This window comes from Streptomyces sp. Ag109_O5-10, assembly GCF_900105755.1.
In the GTDB taxonomy this organism is placed as follows: domain Bacteria; phylum Actinomycetota; class Actinomycetes; order Streptomycetales; family Streptomycetaceae; genus Streptomyces.
In genome coordinates this window covers 372,389-391,955 of the sequence record NZ_FNTQ01000001.1, presented here as the reverse complement: position 1 = coordinate 391,955, position 19,567 = coordinate 372,389, and the positions used below count along the sequence as shown (strand labels likewise).

The following is a 19,567-nucleotide window of genomic DNA, read 5'->3' as shown; positions in this document are numbered from 1 at the left end:
TGCCGTGCCCCAGAAAGGTGACCTCCGATGGCAGCTGGCCCCGCCACCCAGATCCCCGAAGCCCCCGCCGAGCCCGACGGCCCCGACGACCGGGACGGCGCCGGCAGCCCCCCGTCGGGCGGACGGCTCCCCGTGTGGTGCATCGCCGCCCTGCTCGTCGCCGTGGCGCTGATCGGCGGCCACCCGGGCGGCTCCGACACCGCCGACACCCCCGGCACCACCGGGGCCGAGAGCACGGACGCCCTGCCCTCGGCCGACCCCCGCCGGACCGGCGAGGCGCTGTCCCGGTCCACGCCGATCCGCCTGCTCATCCCGAAGATCTCCGTCGACGCCCCCTTCACCGCCCTCACCATCGGGCCCACGGGCCAGCTCGAGCCCCCGCCGGCCGCCAACACCAACCTCGTCGGCTGGTACTCGAAGGGCGCGGCACCCGGCGAGGCGGGCACCTCGATCATCGCGGGGCACGTCGACACCGTGACCTCGGCGGCCGTCTTCGCCAGGCTGGACGAACTGGAGCGCGGCGACCGCTTCACGGTGGACCGGGCCGACGGCACGGAGGCGGACTTCGTCGTCGACGACGCCGAGACCTTCGCGAAGGACGACTTCCCCAGCGACCGCGTCTACGCGGACACCCGCCGCCCCGAGGTACGCCTGATCACCTGCGCCGGCGACTACGACCACGACGTCAGGGACTACACGGAGAACCTGGTGGTCTTCGCCCACCTGGTCTGACACCGCACCGGCATTGCAGGGTCAGCCACCCGTGGACTCCCGCACCACCAGCCGGAACGGACCGGCGAACTCCTCCCGTTCCGGGCCCGGACCGTCAAGGTCGATGCGGGCCGCCAGCAGGGCGACCGCGCGCTCGGCCATCAGGTCGTGGTCCGGGTCGACGGTGGACAGGGAAGGGACGAGGTAGGCGCTCTCGTCGACGTTGTCGAAGCCGATGACCTTGACCTGCTCCGGCACCCGGATCCCGGCGTCGGCGAGAGCGCGCAGCACGCCCATGGCGACCGTGTCCGTCACGCAGAACACCCCGTCGAAGCCGAGGCCCCGGGCCGTTCGCTCGCGGACACCGCGGGCGGCCGCCTGCATGGTGAGCGACTCGGCCGTCACCACCAGCTCCGGGTCGGCCGGCAGCCCCGCGGCCGCGAGCGCCCGCAGATACCCGGCGTGCCGCAGGCTCGACACGTCGGCCTCACCGCCCAGCCGCCCGCACATGATGGCGATCCGCCGGCAGCCCCGCTCGACGAGATGGCGGGTCGCGGCCTCGGCGGCGGCCTCGTTCGGCATGGCGACATGGTCGACGGGCCCGCCGAAGATCCGCTCGCCGAGGATCACCACCGGGTGGTCGACGTCGAGCGCCCCGACATCGGCCGGTCCCATGCCGACCGTGCTCAGGATGAGACCGTCGTAGAGCCGGTTGCGGGACTGGGAGAGAGCGGCCAGCTCGCTCTCCCGGCGGGCGCCGGTCTGCTCGATGCTCACCCGCAGGCCGTGCCGGCCGGCCGCCGCGATGATGGCGGCGGCCAGCCGGCCGTAGTACGGGCGGTTGATCTCGGGGACGGCCAGGCCGATGGTCCCGGTACGGCCCTTGCGCAGGTTGCGCGCGGCCATGTTGACCCGGTAACCCAGCCGGTCCATCGCCTCCAGGACCCGCTCGCGGGTGGCCGGGCGGACGTTGGGGTGCCCGTTCATCACGTTGGAGACGGTCATCGCCGACACCCCGGCCGCCTTCGCCACGTCCTGGATCGTCGCCACACTCACTCCCGCCGGCTGTCCTCGGCAAGACGATAGAGGGCGGCACCGTGGGCGGGCAGCACCGCGGTCAGGTGCCGGCCGTCGTGAGCGGCCGCGGTGCCGGTCCACAGTTCCCGGACGTGGTCGCGGGGGGTGGCGCCGACCGACCCCAGCGGCACCTCGACGCGCCGCTCCTCGTCCGCGAGCGAGAACACCGCCGCGTACCGGGTGTGCCCGTCGGTGTCCCGGGCGGTCCACAGCACCAGGTCCCGCTCCCGCAGCACCTCCTGGTTGCCGGTGCTGTGCCACAGGACGTCGAGGGCCTCGTCGTTGGTGAGCAGCGCGATGGTCCCGGGCGAGGAGGTGGGCAGGTCGCCGCCCATCATCAGCGGGGAGCGGGAGATGAGCCAGAGGGTCAGCAGGCTGATCTGCTCCGGGTGGGTGAGGCGGGACCGGCGGTCCGCGCCGCGCTCCGCACGGATCCCGATGCGGCCGAGCGGCAGCATGTCGGCGTCCGCCCAGCCGTGGCGGCCCTGCCAGGGGGCCCAGCGGGCCATCCGCGCGAACTGCGCCTCGACGTCCTCCCAGCGGTCCCACAGGTCGTCGCAGACCCGCCACATGGTGGCGTGCTCGCGCAGGTGGTCCAGACGGGCGAGGGACATGTCGGTACCGGGGGAGAGGCTCAGCTCGATGGGCCGCCCGCTGCGCTCGATAGCCCGCGCGTAGGCGGCGATCTCCCGCTCGTGGTACGGGAAGAGCATGTCGTCGGCCTTGACGAAGTCCACGCCCCAGGCGGCGAACTGGGCGACCTGGGAGTCGTAGTAGGCCTGGGCGCCCGGGTGGTCGTGGTTCAGGCCGTAGTTGTCGGAGTTCCAGGGGCACACGGACCCGGTGTCGGCCACGTCCGCGGCCGTGAACCCGGTGCCGAGCACGGGCAGTGCGGCCTTCACCGCGCGCCGCGGGACGCCCCGCATGACGTGCAGCCCGAACCGCAGCCCCATGCCGTGCACCCGCGCGGCCAGCGGCCCGAACCCCGCCCCGCCCGCGGCCGAGGGGAACCTGTTGGGGGCGGGGAGCTGACGGCCGTGACCGTCCAGGACGAGCGGGGCGTCGGGGTTGTAGCCGTGGGCACGGGCGGTGGGCTCGTACCACTGGATGTCGACGACGACGGTGTCCCAGCCGTGCGGGAGCAGGTGCTCACGCATGAACGCGGCGTTGGCGAGGACCTCCTCCTCGGTGACGGTGGTGCCGTAGCAGTCCCAGCTGTTCCAGCCCATGGGCGGTCGCAGACGGCGGGCGGGCAGCGGGCGTGCGGGCCGGGTCACGGGGCGCTCCTGCGGGTCAGTGCCGGTCCAGGCGAGCCTGGACGGTCACGAACGAGTGGCGCGGGAGGGTGAGCCGCAGTCCGCCGGCGGTCACGGCCACACCGTCGAACGCCCGGGGGGAGACGGCGGTCGACGCCTCGGGTGTGTTGTGGGCCTGGAGCCTGTCGGCGGTCAGGATCCGGGCGGCCGGCTCGCCCAGGCGGCCACCGCGCAGGTCGAGGGTGATCTCGGCCGGTTCCGCCGCGTCCAGGTTGCTCAGCGAAATGAGGACGGTGCCGTCCTTGACGCTGGCCGAGGCGGACACCGTCTCCAGCTCCGCGTCCCCGACCGTGCGCCGGGTGCCCTCGCCGCGCAGGTGCACGGGGAGCGAGGTGGCGTCCTGGTGGCCCTTGTTCATCTCGAAGACGTGGTAGGTCGGGGTCAGGACCAGGGCGTCGCCGTCGGTGAGGAGCATCGCCTGGAGGACGTTGACGGTCTGGGCGATGTTGGCCATGTGCAGGCGGGCCGCGTGCCGGTGGAAGACGTCGAAGTGGGTGCTCGCCACCAGCGCGTCGCGCAGGGTGTTCTGCTGGAACAGGAAGCCCGGGTTGGTGCCGGGTTCCACGTCCCACCAGGTGCCCCACTCGTCCAGGACCAGGCCGACGGTACGTCCCGGGTCGTAGACGTCCATGACGGTGGAGTGGCCGGTCAGGATACGGTCGATGCGCTGGGCCGACAGCATCGTGCGGTAGTGGTCCTCGGCGTCGAACTCCGTGGCGCTGCCCTTGGCCTCCCAGGGGCCGGAGAGCGTGTAGTAGTGCACGGAGATGCCCTGGAAGAAGTTCTTGGGGGTGGCCTCGCAGCCGAAGCAGCTGATCTGCTGCATCAGCGTCTCGGTCCACTTGTAGTCGGCGTCGGAGGCGCCCGAGGCGATCCGGTAGAGCTTGTTGTCGCCGTGGTCGCGGCAGTAGGTGGCGTACTGGCGGGCCAGGTCGGCCGAGTACTCGGCGCGCATGTTGCCGCCACAGCCCCAGGTCTCGTTGCCGATGCCCCAGTACGTCACGCGCCACGGCTCCTCGCGGCCGTTCTCCTTGCGCAGCCGCACCATGGGGCTGTCGCCGTCCCGGGTGAGGTACTCCACCCACTCGCTCATCTCGCGGACCGTGCCGGAGCCGACGTTGCCGCTGATGTAGGGCTCGGCGCCGAGGAGTTCGCACAGGGCCATGAACTCGTGGGTGCCGAAGTGGTTGTTCTCCTCGACGTTGCCCCAGTGCGTGTTGACCATCCGGGGCCGCTGCTCGCGCGGGCCGACGCCGTCCCGCCAGTGGTACTCGTCGGCGAAACAGCCGCCCGGCCAGCGCAGGTTGGGGATGTCCAGGGCGCGCAGGGCTGCCACGACGTCCAGGCGGATGCCGCCCTCGTGGGGGACGGGGGAGTCCTCGCCGACCCAGAAGCCGCCGTAGACGCAGCGGCCGAGGTGTTCGGCGAAGTGGCCGTAGAGGTGACGGCTGATCGTCGGGCCCTCGATGTCGAGGTTGATGATCGCGCTGGCGGTGGGCACGCGGGGGCTCCTGTCCGGGTGATCCGATTCGTTCGATATATGGAACAGGGTTCGTGAGATCGGTTGTATCGATAAAAAGCTGCCATCGGGCCGTGATCGCGTCAAGAGCGCGCACAGCCCGGCCCCCTGTACGCACAGGGGGGCCGGGCTGCCGGAGGGCGAGGGGCGTCAGACCGCCGGGGACGGGAACGTCGGGTACTCCACGCCCGAGACGTGCTGGACGACCCGGACCACCTGGCAGGAGTAGCCGAACTCGTTGTCGTACCAGAGGTAGAGGATCGCGTTGTCGCCCTCCACCTTCAGCGCGCCGGCGTCGACGATCGACGCGTGGCGCGAGCCGATGAAGTCGCTGGAGACCGCGTCCGGGGCGGTGATGAAGTCGATCTGGCGCTTCAGCGGTGAGGTCAGCGACACCTCGCGCAGGTAGTCGAGGACCTCCGTGCGGGAGGCCTTGCGGGCCAGCTGGAGGTTGAGGATCGCGATCGACACGTCCGGGACCGGGACCCGGATCGAGCTGCCGGTGATCCGCGCCTTGAGGTCCGGGAGCGCCTTCGCCACGGCCGAGGCGGCGCCCGTCTCGGTGATGACCATGTTGAGCGGCGCGGACCGGCCGCGGCGCTCGGACTTGTGGTAGTTGTCCAGCAGGTTCTGGTCGTTGGTGAACGAGTGGACCGTCTCCACGTGGCCGCGCAGCACCCCGTACTCGTCGGCCATGGCCTTCAGCGGCGGCACGATCGCGTTGGTGGTGCAGGAGGCGCAGGACAGGATCTGCTCGTCCGGCTTGACGGTGTCGTGGTTGACGCCGTGCACGATGTTCGGGACGTCGCCCTTGCCCGGCGCGGTCAGGACGACCTTCTCGATACCCGGGCGCAGGTGCTTGGACAGGCCCTCGCGGTCCCGCCACTTGCCCGTGTTGTCGATGAGGATCGCGTCCCGGATGCCGTACGCCGTGTAGTCGACCTGGGACGGGTCGTCGGCGTAGATCACCTTGATCTCGTTGCCGTTGGCGAGGATGGTGCTGTTCTCCTCGTCGACGGTGATCGTGCCCTGGAACTGGCCGTGGATCGAGTCGCGGCGCAGCAGCGAGGCGCGCTTGACGATGTCCTCGCCGCCGGCCCCGCGCACCACGATGGCCCGCAGGCGGAGGCCGTTGCCGGAGCCCGCCTTCTCGATCAGCAGCCGGGCGACCAGGCGGCCGATGCGGCCGAAACCGTACAGGACGACGTCCCGCGGCTCGCGCTGCTCGATCTTGTTGGCGCCGGTGGCCCCGGCGACCGCCTCCGCGGTGAACGCCTCGACGCTCAGGCCCCGGTCGTCGGCCTTGTGGGTCGCGGCCAGCATGCCGATGTCGATCTGGGAGGGGCCGAGGTCCAGCGTGGCCAGCGCCCGCAGGAACGGCATCGTCTCGGTGACCGACAGTTCGGCACCGTCGATCTGCCGGGCGAAGCGGTGGGTCTTGAGGATGCTGACCACCGACTTGTTCACCAGGGAGCGGCTGTGGAGGAGGACCGTCACGTCCCGCTCCCGGTGCAGCTTCCCGATGAGCGGGATCATCGACTCCGCGATCTCCTCGCGGTTCTTCCAGTTGGTGAACGAGTCGTCGTTGACAGTCACAGACCTGAATCTCTCGATCGAGCTGGGTGGCGCTCATATGCTAAACCGCCCGGTGAATGATCGATCAAGGGGGTCCGGGTGTGATGCGGGTCGCGAAGTTCCGAACCCCGGCGGAAGACCGTAAGAAGCCTCCGTGCCGTGTTGCGCGCACGCGGGCCGTTGCCGAAGGTCGGAGCGTGAGCACGTCCTCCGTCCCGCGGCCCGGGTCCACCGCGCAGACCGGCCCCGCCCACCCCGCACCGGGCCGCCGCGTCCCGTCCGGCCTGGTGCCGGCCCTCGTCCTGTTCGCGGCCGTCCGGCTCGCCGGAGTCGCCGCCGTCGCCCTGGCGAACCACGCCGTGGGGCGCCCCCTGGTCGCGAACCTGGCCCATTCCTGGGACGCCCGCTGGTACCTGCACATCGCCACCCACGGGTACGGCGACCTCATCCTGATCACCCGCAAGGGGGCCGTCCAGACCGACTGGGCGTTCTTCCCGCTCTACCCCGGGCTCGTCCGCGCCGTGACGACGGTCCTGCCCCTCACCCCCGGCAAGGCCGCGCTGGCCGTCTCCTGGAACGCCGCCGTCGTCGCCGCGTGGGGCATCCACCGCATCGGCGATCACCTGTACGGCCGAGCCGTCGCCGCCGCGCTCGTCGTCCTGTGGGCCGTCCTGCCCCAGTCGGTCGAACTCACCATCGCGTACACCGAGTCCCTCTTCTCGGCCCTCGCGGCCTGGTCCCTGTACTGCGTCCTCACGCGCCGCTGGCTGTGGGCCGGCTGCCTGGCCGCGCTGGCCGGACTCTCCCGCCCCACCGGCTTCGCGGTCGCGGCCGCCGTCCTGGCCGCGGGAGCCCACGAGGCGGTACGGCGACGGGGCCGCGTCCCGCTCGCCCTGTGGGCCGGGTGCCTGCTCGCCCCACTCGGCTGGCTCGGCTACGTCCTGTGGGTCGGCCGGCGCACCGGCAGCCTCCTGCACGGCTACTTCCAGGTGCAGGACGCCTGGAGTTCCCGCTTCGACTTCGGCGCGGGTTCACTCCGCTTCGTCAAGGACCTGCTACTGCACGGCGGCGGTTTCGTCTACGCGGCGGACCTGGTGATCGTCGCCGCGGGACTGCTGCTCTTCGGCCTGCTCTGCCTGGACCGCGCCCCGCTGGTCCTGGTGGTCTTCGCGGGCGTCCTGGTCCTGGTGGTCGCGGCCGGCTCGGGCTCCTTCTCCTCCAAGCCCCGCTTCCTGCTCCCCGCCTTCCCCCTCCTGATCCCGCTCGCCCGCGCCCTGGCCGACAGCCGGCGCGTGCGTCCCGCGCAGACCGTCCTCGTCGTCGGCGCCCTCGCCGTGGTCTCGTGGCTGTTCGGCGCCTATGTCATGGCGGTCGCCCGCGCACCCCTGTGACGCCCGCACACAGACCGGTGGCGCCGGTCACCACGACGTGACCGGCGCCACCGGAGGACCGGACGGACCGCGGCCTAGCGGGGGTTGAAGACCACGCTGGCGAAGCGGACGCTGCCGGACGCCGAGCGGCCGGGGGCGAGCCGGTGTTCGGTGCCCTTGCACTTCGCCTTGCTGTAGACGGCGAGCGTCTTCTTCGTCGCGTTCTGCGGCCCACGCGCCTCCTGCGCCATGTCGAGGCACTTGCGGTCCGGCGGGTTCTGGATGGCGTACGCCTTGCCCTTCGGCCCCACCCAGACGAACGTCCCGTCGGCGGCGGACGCCGGTCCCATGGTGATGACGGTGAGGGCGAGCCCGCCGAGAGTGACGGCGAGCGGACGGAGCAGGCGCATGGTGGAGTCCTTCGGGAACGGCGAAAACGATGACCGACGGGCCTCGGGTGCACCGAGACCCGGCGCCATCACACACCGTCACCGCGCCCGGACGTCCCAGCGACACGGCGAGGTCCCACGTCCGGGGGACGCGCGTCGGCGTGTCGTGACGCGCGGCCCGGCCGGCCGGGGGCTCACACGAACGCCACGACCAGGGCGACCGCGACGGTGAGCGCCGACAGTCCGACCATCGCGGTCCGCCACGTGAAGGACGGCGGCGGCGCCGGGGGAGCCGGGTCGGGGACGTCCTCGCCCAGGTGGGGACTGTCCAGCCAGTAGGCGTCGGACAGTTGGGCGAAGGGAGGGGTGTCACTGAGACCCATGCCTGTTCCAACGCCCGCGACGCGCACGGGAGTCGGCGGGAGCGGCGTCGTCACACCAACGGGGCAATCCGGTTCCCCGCGATTCCTTGCCGGAATTGCGTGACATAAGAGTAAATTCCAGACCATCGCTCGAGGGAGATCTCACCGGCGGACGGGGCAAGGGATGAGCACGGACGACGGCGGCACCGTGACGACCGGGATCGCACGGCTGCACGCGGCGCCCGCACTCGCCGGTCCCGGCCGCTTCGGGCTGGTGACCAACCACACCGGTGTCCTGCCGGACCTGCGCCCGGCCGCGCCCGCGCTGCTCGAGGCCGGCGCGCGCCTGGTCGCCCTCCTCGGTCCCGAACACGGACTGCACGGCACCGGCCAGGCCGGCGAGAGCGAGACCGCCCGGACCGACCCCGGCACCGGCCTGCCGGTCCACGACACGTACCGGTGCCACGGCGAGCGGCTCGACAAGCTGCTGATCGACAGCGGCGTCGACGCCCTGGTGTACGACCTCCAGGACATCGGGGCCCGGTGCTACACCTACGTGTGGACCATGTTCGACCTGATGGTCTCGGCGGCCCGCACCGGCATCCGCTTCGTGGTCGCCGACCGGCCCAACCCGCTCGGCGGACTCGTCAGCGAGGGCCCGCTGCTCGACCCGGCGTGGGCCAGCTTCGTCGGACGCGCCCCCATCCCCGTCCGGCACGGCCTCACCTGCGGCGAACTCGCCCGGCATCTCAACGCGTCGGCCGTGCCCCGCGCCGCCGGGCACGCGGCCGACCTGACGGTGATCGAGGCCCTCGGCTGGCGGCGCGCCCTGGACGCCGCCGCCACCGGCCTGCCCTGGATCGCCCCCTCCCCGAACATGCCTACGCCCGCCACCGCCGCCGTGTACCCCGGCACCAGCCTCTTCGAGGGCACGAACCTCTCGGAGGGCCGCGGCACCACCCAGCCCTTCGAGATCGTCGGCGCCCCCTACCTCGACGCCCGGTTCGCGCCCGCCCTCGCCGAACTCGCCCTGCCCGGCGTGCACTTCCGCGACCTGCGGTTCGTGCCGGCCTTCCACAGACACGCCGGACGGCAACTGCGCGGGGTCCAACTCCACGTCACCGACCGCGCGGCGTTCACTCCCGTACGCACCGCGGTGGCGATGCTCGCCGTGCTCCGGCGGCTGTACCCGGACGACTTCGCCTGGCACACCACGGACACCGAGGGCGGCGCCGAGGGGACGGGCCACCGGCACGTCGTCGACCTGCTGTGGGGATCCGACCGGCTGCGGCGCACCGTCGACGCGGGCGACGACCCGCTGCCGCTGTGCGACCCGCCGGCCCCGCCCGGCCGGTGGGCCGGCGACGACGTGCTGCTCTACCCCTGAGACCCGCCGTTGCCTCCCCGGCAGCTGCCGCCCCGCTCGGAAGGACACCCCGTCGATGACCGACCTCACGACTCTCACGACGACCACCCGGACCGCGACCCGCGGCTTCCGCGCGGGCGACGGACCGCAGGTCGTGGCGGCGTGGCGGCGGAGCGCGCCGGCCGACCCCGTCACCGCGGACCGGTTCCGCTCGCTGGTGCTGCTCGACCCCAACTTCGACCCTGAGGGGCTGCGGGTCGCCGTCGACGGCGACCGGGTCGTCGGCGCCGCCTACGCGGTGCGCCGGCTGACCCCGATGGCCGGCACCGACCTGGAACCGGAGCAGGGCTGGATCCCGTTCTTCTTCGTCGACCCGGACGCCCGCGGGCAGGGCCTCGGCCGCCGGCTGCTCACCGAGGCCCTCGACTGGCTGCACGGCCACGGCCGGACGCGGGTGGACTTCTCCTCGTACACCCCGAACTACGTCTTCCCGGGACTGGACGCCGAGGCCTACCCGGAGGCGGCCGGCCTCCTCGACTCCCTGGGGTTTCGCGCCCTGTACGAGGCGGCGGCGATGGACCGCGTCCTGGTCGGCTACCGCGTCCCGGACGAGGTCGCCCTGCGGGTGGGCGAGCTGACCGCGCGGGGCTACCGGTTCGGCACCCCGGCCGACGACGACCTGGTGGACCTCCTCGCCCTCGCCCAGGGCCACTTCGGGCCGGACTGGGCGGCCACGATCCGGGCGTGCCTGACCGCGGGCACACCGCTCGACCGGATCGTCGCGGCCCGCGACCCCGGGGGCCGGATGGTCGGCTGGGCGATGCACGGGGCGTTCGACTCGGTGGACGAGCGGTTCGGGCCGATCGGCGTGCTGGAGGAGATGCGCGGCACCGGACTCGGCGAGGTCCTGCTCCACCTGGTCCTGGAGCGGATGCGGGCGCTGCGCGCGCACTCCGCGTGGTTCCTGTGGACCGGCGCGCAGTCCCCGGCGGGGCACCTCTACCGCAAGAGCGGCTTCACCACGACCCGGGTGTTCAAGGTGCTGCGCTGGGAGGCCGCCCGGTGACACCGTCACTGAGCCGGCGCCACTTCGCGCTCGCGCTGCCCTCGGCGCTGCTGGTCTCCGGCTGCGCGGCCCCGCACCGGGGCACCGGCCGGCCCGGCGACCCCATCGTCCTCACCCTGCTCTCCCACTACGCGAGCGGGGAGCTCAAGAAGGCGCTCCAGGGACCGGTGGACGAGTGGAACGCCCTGCACGACCGGGTCAAGGTGCGGACGAAGGCCGTCGAGTTCACCGACCTGCTGACCACCTTCATGGTCCGGCAGGCGGCGGGCCAGGGCACGGACATCCTGCACCCTTACTGCCTGTGGAACGGCCAGCTCGTCCGCGCCGGGGTGCTGCGGCCCGCGCCGCCCGAGCACGCCGAGGAGATCGGCCGCGGCTACGGCGCCGCCGCGGCCGGCTCCGCATCGGTGGCGGGCAGGGTCTACGGCTACCCCACCGAGATGCAGACCTACGCCCTCTACTACAACAGGCGGCTGCTGCGCGAGGCCGGCGTCCACGGCCCGCCGCGGACCTGGCCGGAGCTGGAGGAGGCCGCCTACCGGACCGCCCGGCAGGACCGGTACGGGAACACGCTGGTCCAGGGGTTCGGCCTGTCGGCCTTCGACGACTCCACGACCGTCGGCCAGACCCTCGCCCTGCTCAACGCCGCGGGCGGGCGGTTCGTCTCCGCCGACGGCAGACGCACCGCCATCGACTCGCCGGCCGGCCGGACCGTCTTCGAGCTGGAGCGCCGCCTCGTCGACAGGGGCGCGAGCGCCCCCGGCGTCAACGTCTACCAGGCGTTCGCCTCCGGACAGGTGGCCATGGTGATCAGCGCCGGCTGGTGGACCGCCAACCTGAAGGCGCTGATGGGCCCGGCCTACCGCGACGTCGGCGTCGCTCCCGTGCCCCTCCCCGGGGCGGGCGGGAGACGTGCCACCCTCTCCACCGGCTTCATGCTCGGCGTCAACACCGCCAGCCGGCACCCGGACGAGGCCTGGGAGTTCCTGCGCTGGCTCAACACCGAGAAAGTGCGGGGGACGACCCGGATGAGCGCGCTGCAGGCGTCGGTCGGCTCCCTGACCGGCCGCGCCGGCGACATGCGCAGGCTCCTCGGCGCGGGCGGCGACCCGAACCTGCGTCCGTTCCTGGACGCGCTGGCGTACGCCGTACCCGAACCGAACGTGCCCGGCGCGCAGCAGGCCAAGTCGCTGCTGCGCAAGAACATCGAGGCCCTGTGGACCGGTCAGCAGACGGTCGACGAGGCCCTGCGCGCCACCCGCCGCCAGGTCGACCAGGAGGTGGCGCGGTCATGGTGAACGCCACCCTGGCCCCGGAGCCCACCGAACGGGCGGCGCACGGCGGGGCCACCGCCATCGGACTCCGCATCCAGGCACGGAACCGTCGCCGCCAGGCCGTCGTCGCCTACCTCTTCCTGGCACCCACGCTGCTGTTCTACGCCGTCTTCCTCGCCCTGCCGCTCGGCTTCGCGGTGCTCCTCTCGACGTCCCGCTGGGCCGGGTTCGACCTCGGCGACATCCACCCGGTGGGCCTGGACAACTTCGCCGACCTGTTCGCCGACGGCTCGGCGTTCCTGACGCCGGTCCTCACCAACACGCTGCTCTTCGCCCTGGGCACCGTGGCCCTCGCGCTCGCGGGCTCGGTGCTCGTCGCCACCTGCATCGACAAACTGCGGTTCCAGGGGCTGTGGCGCACCCTGTACTTCCTGCCGATCGTCACGACCGTCGTCGCCGTCGGCAACGTCTGGAAGTACATGTACCAGCCGGGCGGACTCGTCAACGGCGTCCTCAACGCCGTCGGGCTCGGTTCGGTGGCGTTCCTCCAGGACCCGGACACCGCACTGCCCGCGGTGGTGGTCGTCCAGGCCTGGGCCTCCGTCGGCTCGGCGATCCTCGTCCTGACCGCCGGGCTGAAGTCCGTCCCCGAGTCCTACTACGAGGCCGCCGCGCTCGACGGCGCCGGGCCCGCGACCGTCTTCTGGCGGATCACCCTGCCACTGCTGCGGCCGTCCCTGCTGTTCGTGTGCGTCACCCAGTTCCTCACCGGCCTGCAGTCCTTCGCGCTGATCATCGTGATGACCAAGGGGGGCCCCGGGGACGCCACCGACGTGGCCGCCCTGGAGATGTACCGGCAGGCCTTCTCCTACGGCGACTGGGGTACCGCGAGCGCCGCCGCCTTCGTGCTGTTCTCGGTGGTCCTCGTGGTCACGCTGGTCCAGCTGTGGCTCTTCCGGCGCAAGGGGGAGGACGCGTGATCCGCCGCCGTTTCCCGTGGCTGTCGTACCTGCTGGTGGCGACCGGCGCGGTGCTCACCGTGGTGCCGTTCGCCGACATGCTGATGACGTCCTTCAAGGGACCGGACGAGGCGGGCACCCTGCCCTACCGGTTCCTGCCGAAGGCGTTCGACCTGTCCAACTACCGGGCGGCGGTCCACCAGCTCGACCTGCCGGTGCTCTTCCGCAACAGCGTCGTCGCCACCGCCACGATCACCGGCTCGGTGCTGCTCACGTCGTCGCTCGCGGGCTACGCGCTCGCCAAACTCCGCTTCCCCGGCCGGGACTTCGTCTTCCGTCTGGTGCTGTCGACGATGATGTTCCCGCCGTTCCTCTTCTTCATCCCGCACTTCCTGATCCTGGTGCACTGGCCGCTGGCCGGCGGCAACGACCTGCTCGGGCGCGGCGGCGCGGGACTGACCGTGAGCATCCTGGCCCTGGCCATGCCGTTCCTCGTCAGCAGCTTCGGCATCTTCCTGACGCGCCAGTTCATGGTCTCCCTCCCGGACGAGGTCCTGGAGGCCGCGCGCATCGACGGGGCGGGCGAGTTCGCCGTGTGGTGGCGGATCGTCGTCCCGCAGACCAAACCGGTCCTGGTCACCCTCGGCCTGCTGACCTTCGTCGACGCCTGGAACGAGTACATCTGGGCCCTGCTCGTCTCCACCGCCGACCCGGACGTGATGACGCTGCCCGTCGGCATCCAGTTCCTCCAGGACTACGTCGACCCGACGCGCACCCTGCCCATCGTCATGGCCGGCCTGGTCCTGAGCGTCCTGCCGGTCCTGGTCCTCTTCCTGCTGCTGCAGAAGTACTACATCAGGGGCGTCATGCTCAGCGGCCTCAAGTGAGGGCCCCGCGACGGTCAGGGGCTCGACGGCAGGTGGTTCGCGGTCGCGCCGGCCAGGGGGCGGCCCAGTGACGGCCGGAACGGTGCCGGCACGACGGCAGGCCGCCCGGGCGAGGCGCCCGGGCGGCGGTGCTCACGGGCGCTCCGGGCGCCGTCGCACGGCAGCCACCGTCACAGGCCGCGCCAGACGTTGTCGAACGCCGCGTCCTCGATCTCCCTGCGCTGGCGCACGGCTGCCAGCTCCGTCACGGCGTCGTCCACGGCGGCCACCACCGTCACGATCGGGTCGGAGACGGAACTCGCGAGGTCCTTGGCCGCCTCGTCCCGGATGCCCACCGCGGCCGCCAGGGCGGCGAGCACGGGCTCCCCGGACGCCCAGCGCTCGTGCGCCCGCGCGCGCTCGGGCGAGTCGGGGGCCTCCGTCCGCCCGGTCGGCAGCGGCAGCCAGCGCCGCCGCTGCTGGGCGACCGTCCCGTCCGCCTCCAGGGCGTCCAGGTAGGCGGCGCCCAGGCCGCGCCCCCGCCGCCACAGCCAGTCCTCGACCGACTCGTACGGCGTCTCCCGGCGCAGCGCCGCCGCCGCCTCGCCCAGGAGCCGGTCCTCCGTCGCGCCCGCCGGCGCGGGCACGATGAGCTCGTCGTCGAGCGCGACCGCCCCGGCGTCGATGAGATCGACCAGTTCGGCTCCCGCGAGCGCCAGCGAGAGGTCACCCTGCTCGACGGGCCGCGCGGCGGCGTCGTACACGGTGACCAGGAACAGGTCCCGGGGTGTGGTCATGACGGACTCCCCAAAAAAGACGGCGAAGGCACCAGAGGTATCTGGAGCACTAGAGGTACCAGAGGTACCGAGAGGTGTCAGGGAGAACGACGGCGCCGCGGCATTCGATGCCCGGTCGGACGCCGCCGCCCGCGCCGTACCGCCGGTCTGTACGTCGCCAGGCGCGCCCGGCGCGACGTGCGCGGCGGGGCCCCGCGGCAGTGATCCGCTGCGCCGCCGCGGCTCCCGCACGCGCGGTAGGCTGCTGGGCGATCAGAAGGGTGACTCCGGCCGGAGGTGGGTGGGCATGACAGCGCACGTCGGGCCGTCGTCCACCGTCGGCGCGGGCGGCCGGGACAGCCGGCTGGGCCCGCTGATCATCACCCTCTTCGCGCTGTACGCGCGCGGTGAGCACAACTGGCTCTCCGTCGCCTCCGTGATACGCCTGATGGCCGACCTCGGCGTGGAGGGGCAGGCCGTGCGCTCGGCGGTCTCCCGGCTGAAGCGGCGCGGGGTGCTGCGCGGGGAGCGCCACGAGGGTGCCGCCGGGTACGCCGTCTCCGCCGGCACGCTGGAGGTGCTCGAAGACGGTGACGTGCGGATCTTCGAGCGGAACCGGGCCGCGGCCGGCGACGGCTGGCTCGTCGTCGTGTTCTCCGTGCCCGAGTCCGAGCGCGACAAGCGGCACGCCCTGCGCACCGCCCTGACCCGTCTCGGCTTCGGCACCGCGGCCCCCGGCGTGTGGGTGGCGCCCGGCATCCTGGCCGACGAGACCCGCCGCACCCTGCAACGCCTCGCGCTGACGCCGTACGTGGACATCTTCACCGGTGACCACTTCGCCTTCGGCGACCTGTCGGCGAAGGTCCGCGAGTGGTGGGACCTCGACGAGCTCACCGCGCTGTACGCGGACTTCCTGGAGCGCTACCGCCCTGTGCGCGAGCGCGCCGCGGTGGGCGCGGTCCCGGCCCGCGAGGCGTTCGGGATCTACCTGCCGATGCTCACCGAGTGGCGCAGGCTCCCGTACCGCGACCCCGGACTGCCGCTGTCCCTGCTGCCGCCGGGCTGGATGGGGGAAACCGCCGGCGCGCTCTTCGAGGAACTGGACAGGACCCTGCGGGAGCCCGCCCGCGCCCACGCCCTGGCGGTCATACACACCCGGTAGCGCCCCCGGCCCCGGCCCCGGTCTACGGCCTGACCAGCCGGTCCTCCGGGATCACCGCCACACCGAGGATCTCGATCATCGCCTCCGGCTGCCACAGCGCGGTGCAGCCGATGCCCGCCATCGCCGGGTACACCGGCCCCGCCAGCTCCCGCCACACCTTGCCGATCTCCTTGCCGTGGGCCTGGTAGCCGGGGATGTCGGTGAGGTAGATCGTCACGCTCACCAGGTCCTCGGGCTCGCCCCCGGCCGCCCGCAGGGTGGTCAGTACATTGCCGAACGCCTGCCGGAACTGCTCGACGATCCCGCCCGGGACGATCTTCATGTCGGCGTCCAGCGCGGTCTGGCCGCCCAGGTACAGCGTGTTCCCGGCGAGGGTTCCGTGCGAGTAGCCGCTCGGGACGGGCAGGGCGGGCGGGTTCACGGCGACGGGAGTCATCGGGCCTCCGGTTCGGTGGTGTCCGGCGCCGGCCGCACGGCCGGTCGTATTGACAATAAATGACGACCGTGAAAGATACGAGATACAGCGCGCGGTCCGGATCCGGACCCCGGCGAGCCCACGGAAACGGAGTCGATTCCATGGAGCCTGACCTCGGCAAGTACCGGCTCGAGGGCGACAACGCGATGTACCGGCTGCCCAGCGGCATCGTCGCCCCGGTCGTGACCCGGGCCGGCCAGGAGGACGTCAACACCGCCGACTCGGGCGGCGCCGTCCGCGTGTCGGGCGTCAGCGCCCGGCACACCCCGGCGCGCCGCCTGTGGTACGGCAAGGTCAGCAACGAACCCGGCTACCGCTCGGTCTCCCACCACCATGGCGAGGCCGAGACCGGCGGCTACGTCCTGTCCGGTCGGGCCCGGATCTACTTCGGCGAGAAGTTCGAGGACTACCTCGACATGGAGGAGGGCGACTGGGTCTTCGTCCCGCCGTTCATGCCGCACGTCGAGTGCAACCTGTCGAGAACCAGGCCGCTGGTGTGGATGACCACCCGGACCCCGGAGAACATCGTGGTGAACCTGCCCGACGTGGCCGACACCGACCTGCGCGACTGGCTGAACCGGTGACCGGCGCCCCGGCCGGGCCGGCCGGCGAGACCGCCCCGGCCTCCGCGATCGTCACCGCGGCCCTCACCCTCAAGCCCGCCCCACCCGAGCACTTCGACCTCGCCTTCACCGCCACCACCCAGCCCTGCCCCTGGCCCAAGGCCTACGGCGGCGACCTCGTCGCCCAGGCCGCCGCCGCGGCGATGCGCTCGGTGACCGACGGCAAGACGCTGCACTCCATGCACAGCTACTTCCTGCGCCCGGCCGACATCGGCGCAGAGGTCCGCTACGAGGTCGAGGTGCTGCGCGACGGCCGTGGCTACAGCACCCGTCAGGTGCGCGGCTACCAGAACGGCAAGGTCCTCTACGTCTGCCTCGCCAACTTCGCGGCGGGAGAGCCCGGTTCGGCCTTCGGTGCCGAGTTCCCCGCGGACGTGCCCGATCCCGGGTCCCTGCCGGGCTCGGCCGAGTACCTCGCCGAGCGCTCCGGGGGGACCATGACCGACGGCTCCAAGGCCTACTGGAGCGGCGGCCGGGGCTTCGACATGCGCCACGTGCCCGGCCCGGTCTACCTCACCGTCGACGGCGCGCGCCTGCCGCACCAGGCCGTCTGGGTACGGCCGTTCGACGCGCTCCGCCCCGTCGAGGGACTCACCGACGCCCAGCGCGACCTCGCCGCGCTCGCCTACGTCTGCGACTACACCATCCTCGAACCCGTCCTGCGCGTCCTCGGCCTCGCCTGGGCCGACCCCGGCCTGGTCACCGCCAGCCTCGACCACGCCATGTGGTTCCACCGTCCCGCACCGGTCGGCGACTGGCTGCTCTACGCCCAGGAAGCGGTGGCCGCCGAGGCCGGCCGCGGGCTGGGCAGCGGCCGCTTCTTCACCCGCGACCACCGCCACCTGGCCACCGTGGTCCAGGAGGGCATGATCCGCCCCGCCTGAGCCGCCCGCCGTACACCACCGGCGGGCTCCCGGAAGGAACCCCGCGTTGGCTCTTCCGCTCTCACCCACCTCGCACCTGGACACCTTCGCCAGGGACCACCTGCCGCCCGCCGAACAGTGGCCCGTCATCGAGTTCACCACCCCCGAACTGGCCTACCCGCAACGCCTCAACGCGGCCGGCGAACTCATCGACGCGGCCGTCGAGCGGTACGGCCCCGACCGCCCCGCCCTGCGCACCCCGGCCGGGGAGCTGTGGACGTACGGCGAACTGCGCACCCGCGCCGACCAGGTCGCCCAGGTCCTCACCGAGGACCTCGGCCTGGTGCCGGGCGGCCGCGTCCTGCTGCGCGCGCCCAACACCCCCTGGACGGTGGCCTGCTGGCTCGGTGTCCTGAAGGCGGGCGGAGTGGTGGTCACCACGATGGCCGCGCTGCGCGCCCGCGAGCTCGTCCCGATCGCCGACCGCACCCGGCCCGCGCTCGCCCTCGTGGACCACCGCTTCACCGACGAGTTCCGCGACGCACTGCCCGGCCTGAGGGTGGTCGAGTACGGCGGGAGCGGTGCCGGCGACCTGGTGGCCCGGTGCGCGGTGAAATCGGGCGAGTTCACGAACGTCGACACCGCCGGCGACGACGTGGCGCTCCTCGGGCCGACCTCGGGCAGCACCGGCGTCCCCAAGATCACCATGCACTTCCACCGGGACATCCTGTCCATCGACAACACCTTCGGACGGCACGTCCTGCGGCTGCGGCCGGACGACCTGGTCGCCTGCACCGCGCCGTTCGCCTTCACCTTCGGCCTCGGCATGCTCGTCGTCTTCCCGCTGCGCGCCGGCGCCTGCGCCCTGCTCACCGAGACGGCGACCCCGCCCCAGCTCGCCGACCTCGTCGAGAAGCACGGCGTCACCGTCCTCGCCACCGCGCCCACCGCCTACAAGGCGATCGTGCGCGACGGCAGGGAGGGCCGGCTGCGCCGACTGCGCACCGGGGTCTCGGCCGGTGAGCACATACCGCTCACCACCTGGGAGGAACTGCGCGACCGCATCGGGCTGAAGGTCATCGACGGCATCGGCGCGACCGAGCTGCTGCACATCTTCATCTCCGCCGCCGGCGACGACATCAGGCCCGGCGCCACCGGCCGCCCGGTGCCCGGATACCGGGCCGCCGTCCTCGGTCTCGACGGCGAGGAGCTCGGCCCGGGGGAGTCGGGGCGGCTCGGCGTCATCGGCCCGGTGGGCTGCCGCTATCTCGACGACAAGCGGCAGCAGGACTACGTCGTGAACGGCTGGAACGTCACCGGCGACATCTTCCACCGCGACGAGGACGGTTACTTCCACTACCACGCCCGTAGCGACAGCATGATCGTCTCCTCCGGGTACAACATCGGCGGACCCGAGGTGGAAGCGGCCGTCGACACCCACCCGGACGTCCTCGAGTCGGCCGTGGTGGCCCGGCCCGACCCGGAGCGCGGCTCGGTGGTGTGCGCCTTCGTCGTGCTGCGCGAGGGCGTCACCGGGGACGCCGCGAAGGCCAGGGAGATCCAGGACCACGTCAAGCAGGTCCTGGCGCCCTACAAGTACCCGCGGGACGTGCGCTTCCGCGACACCCTGCCGCGCAACACCAGCGGCAAGCTCCAGCGGTTCGCGCTCCGCCGGATCATCGAGCAGGAGCAGGCCGCCGAACGCGAGCGGGCCGACGAACGGAAACAGACCGTCGGACAGAAGCAGACTGCCGGACAGAAGCAGACCGTCGAACAGGGACAGGCCGCCGAGCCGGTCGCCGAGCAGTGAGAGGAACT

General features: G+C 72.5%; 19 protein-coding genes. 11 read left to right on the top strand and 8 right to left on the bottom strand.

All coding sequences use genetic code 11. The annotated features are described in order from the left end of the window. The first annotated feature begins 27 nt into the window (after positions 1-27). The gene (locus BLW82_RS01995) at positions 28-732 is read left to right on the top strand and encodes a class F sortase (RefSeq protein ID WP_093497165.1); all 705 of its coding nucleotides are present in this window, start codon (positions 28-30) and stop codon (positions 730-732) included. A gap of 21 nt (positions 733-753) precedes the next feature. Here BLW82_RS01995 and BLW82_RS01990 read toward each other — a convergent pair whose 3' ends face one another. The 4 genes from BLW82_RS01990 to BLW82_RS01975 all read right to left on the bottom strand — a co-directional run bounded on the left by BLW82_RS01990 (position 754) and on the right by BLW82_RS01975 (position 6,219). Next, entirely contained in the window at positions 754-1,761 is a 1,008-nt protein-coding gene (locus BLW82_RS01990) for a LacI family DNA-binding transcriptional regulator (RefSeq protein WP_093497164.1), read from the bottom strand. 2 nt (positions 1,762-1,763) lie between these two features. Beyond that, complete coding sequence (locus BLW82_RS01985; protein WP_256215599.1) at positions 1,764-3,065, bottom strand: alpha-galactosidase; 1,302 nt, start codon at positions 3,063-3,065, stop codon at positions 1,764-1,766. Positions 3,066-3,081: 16 nt separating this feature from the next. Further along, on the bottom strand, positions 3,082-4,605 hold the full coding sequence (locus BLW82_RS01980; RefSeq protein ID WP_093497163.1) for an alpha-N-arabinofuranosidase: 1,524 nt from the start codon (positions 4,603-4,605) through the stop codon (positions 3,082-3,084). 168 nt (positions 4,606-4,773) lie between these two features. After that, the gene (locus BLW82_RS01975) at positions 4,774-6,219 is read right to left on the bottom strand and encodes a glyceraldehyde-3-phosphate dehydrogenase (RefSeq protein ID WP_093497162.1); all 1,446 of its coding nucleotides are present in this window, start codon (positions 6,217-6,219) and stop codon (positions 4,774-4,776) included. A gap of 176 nt (positions 6,220-6,395) precedes the next feature. Here BLW82_RS01975 and BLW82_RS01970 point away from each other — a divergent pair, with 176 nt between their 5' ends. Further along, entirely contained in the window at positions 6,396-7,589 is a 1,194-nt protein-coding gene (locus BLW82_RS01970; RefSeq protein ID WP_093497161.1) for a glycosyltransferase family protein, read from the top strand. Between the two features lie 74 nt (positions 7,590-7,663). On the opposite strand, the gene BLW82_RS01965 is transcribed toward BLW82_RS01970, so the two are convergent. Together BLW82_RS01965 and BLW82_RS01960 are read right to left on the bottom strand one after the other, a co-directional pair. Then, positions 7,664-7,978 carry a hypothetical protein gene (locus BLW82_RS01965; RefSeq protein ID WP_177232801.1) on the bottom strand — a complete coding sequence of 105 codons (315 nt, stop codon included), beginning with the start codon at positions 7,976-7,978 and terminating at the stop codon, positions 7,664-7,666. Positions 7,979-8,151: 173 nt separating this feature from the next. Beyond that, the gene (locus tag BLW82_RS01960; protein ID WP_093497159.1) at positions 8,152-8,340 is read right to left on the bottom strand and encodes a hypothetical protein; all 189 of its coding nucleotides are present in this window, start codon (positions 8,338-8,340) and stop codon (positions 8,152-8,154) included. 163 nt (positions 8,341-8,503) lie between these two features. On the opposite strand from BLW82_RS01960, the gene BLW82_RS01955 reads away from it, so the two are divergent. The 5 genes from BLW82_RS01955 to BLW82_RS01935 are packed head-to-tail and all read left to right on the top strand — an operon-like array spanning position 8,504 to position 13,871. Beyond that, on the top strand, positions 8,504-9,706 hold the full coding sequence (locus BLW82_RS01955) for an exo-beta-N-acetylmuramidase NamZ family protein (protein WP_093497158.1): 1,203 nt from the start codon (positions 8,504-8,506) through the stop codon (positions 9,704-9,706). 55 nt (positions 9,707-9,761) lie between these two features. After that, on the top strand, positions 9,762-10,751 hold the full coding sequence (locus tag BLW82_RS01950; protein ID WP_093497157.1) for a GNAT family N-acetyltransferase: 990 nt from the start codon (positions 9,762-9,764) through the stop codon (positions 10,749-10,751). Continuing rightward, on the top strand, positions 10,748-12,049 hold the full coding sequence (locus tag BLW82_RS01945; RefSeq protein WP_256215598.1) for an ABC transporter substrate-binding protein: 1,302 nt from the start codon (positions 10,748-10,750) through the stop codon (positions 12,047-12,049). The genes BLW82_RS01950 and BLW82_RS01945 overlap by 4 nt, the downstream gene beginning before the upstream one ends. After that, positions 12,043-13,005 carry a carbohydrate ABC transporter permease gene (locus BLW82_RS01940; protein WP_093497156.1) on the top strand — a complete coding sequence of 321 codons (963 nt, stop codon included), beginning with the start codon at positions 12,043-12,045 and terminating at the stop codon, positions 13,003-13,005. The genes BLW82_RS01945 and BLW82_RS01940 overlap by 7 nt, the downstream gene beginning before the upstream one ends. After that, a complete protein-coding gene (locus tag BLW82_RS01935; protein WP_093497155.1) occupies positions 13,002-13,871 on the top strand; it encodes a carbohydrate ABC transporter permease in 870 nt (289 codons plus the stop codon). Before BLW82_RS01940 ends, BLW82_RS01935 begins: the two co-directional genes overlap by 4 nt. Positions 13,872-14,041: 170 nt before the next feature. Here BLW82_RS01935 and BLW82_RS01930 read toward each other — a convergent pair whose 3' ends face one another. Then, positions 14,042-14,647: a GOLPH3/VPS74 family protein gene (locus BLW82_RS01930; protein WP_093497154.1), complete on the bottom strand. Its 606-nt coding sequence runs from the start codon at positions 14,645-14,647 to the stop codon at positions 14,042-14,044. 286 nt (positions 14,648-14,933) lie between these two features. On the opposite strand from BLW82_RS01930, the gene BLW82_RS01925 reads away from it, so the two are divergent. Then, positions 14,934-15,788, top strand: coding sequence for a PaaX family transcriptional regulator (locus tag BLW82_RS01925; protein ID WP_093497153.1), 855 nt, complete (start codon positions 14,934-14,936; stop codon positions 15,786-15,788). Positions 15,789-15,810: 22 nt separating this feature from the next. Here the strand turns inward: BLW82_RS01925 and BLW82_RS01920 are convergent, their stop codons facing one another. Beyond that, complete coding sequence (locus BLW82_RS01920; protein WP_093497152.1) at positions 15,811-16,224, bottom strand: RidA family protein; 414 nt, start codon at positions 16,222-16,224, stop codon at positions 15,811-15,813. Between the two features lie 140 nt (positions 16,225-16,364). Here BLW82_RS01920 and BLW82_RS01915 point away from each other — a divergent pair, with 140 nt between their 5' ends. From BLW82_RS01915 to BLW82_RS01905, 3 genes are read left to right on the top strand one after another with little or no spacing between them, the layout of a single operon-like run. Continuing rightward, positions 16,365-16,847 (top strand): cupin domain-containing protein, encoded by a 483-nt coding sequence (locus BLW82_RS01915; protein WP_093497151.1) that lies wholly within the window; start codon positions 16,365-16,367, stop codon positions 16,845-16,847. After that, entirely contained in the window at positions 16,844-17,770 is a 927-nt protein-coding gene (locus BLW82_RS01910; RefSeq protein WP_093497150.1) for an acyl-CoA thioesterase, read from the top strand. Before BLW82_RS01915 ends, BLW82_RS01910 begins: the two co-directional genes overlap by 4 nt. Before the next feature lie 46 nt (positions 17,771-17,816). Then, positions 17,817-19,559 carry an AMP-binding protein gene (locus BLW82_RS01905; RefSeq protein ID WP_093497149.1) on the top strand — a complete coding sequence of 581 codons (1,743 nt, stop codon included), beginning with the start codon at positions 17,817-17,819 and terminating at the stop codon, positions 19,557-19,559. Positions 19,560-19,567: the final 8 nt, after the last annotated feature.

What these genes read in the sequence shown, in the direction of transcription:
- BLW82_RS01995 (WP_093497165.1), top strand. Translation starts at nt 28, where the DNA reads ATGGCAGCTGGCCCCGCCACCCAGATCCCCGAAGCCCCCGCCGAGCCC.
- BLW82_RS01965 (WP_177232801.1), bottom strand. Translation starts at nt 7,978, where the DNA reads ATGCGCCTGCTCCGTCCGCTCGCCGTCACTCTCGGCGGGCTCGCCCTC.
- BLW82_RS01960 (WP_093497159.1), bottom strand. Translation starts at nt 8,340, where the DNA reads ATGGGTCTCAGTGACACCCCTCCCTTCGCCCAACTGTCCGACGCCTAC.
- BLW82_RS01955 (WP_093497158.1), top strand. Translation starts at nt 8,504, where the DNA reads ATGAGCACGGACGACGGCGGCACCGTGACGACCGGGATCGCACGGCTG.
- BLW82_RS01950 (WP_093497157.1), top strand. Translation starts at nt 9,762, where the DNA reads ATGACCGACCTCACGACTCTCACGACGACCACCCGGACCGCGACCCGC.
- BLW82_RS01940 (WP_093497156.1), top strand. Translation starts at nt 12,043, where the DNA reads ATGGTGAACGCCACCCTGGCCCCGGAGCCCACCGAACGGGCGGCGCAC.
- BLW82_RS01930 (WP_093497154.1), bottom strand. Translation starts at nt 14,647, where the DNA reads ATGACCACACCCCGGGACCTGTTCCTGGTCACCGTGTACGACGCCGCC.
- BLW82_RS01925 (WP_093497153.1), top strand. Translation starts at nt 14,934, where the DNA reads ATGACAGCGCACGTCGGGCCGTCGTCCACCGTCGGCGCGGGCGGCCGG.
- BLW82_RS01920 (WP_093497152.1), bottom strand. Translation starts at nt 16,224, where the DNA reads ATGACTCCCGTCGCCGTGAACCCGCCCGCCCTGCCCGTCCCGAGCGGC.
- BLW82_RS01915 (WP_093497151.1), top strand. Translation starts at nt 16,365, where the DNA reads ATGGAGCCTGACCTCGGCAAGTACCGGCTCGAGGGCGACAACGCGATG.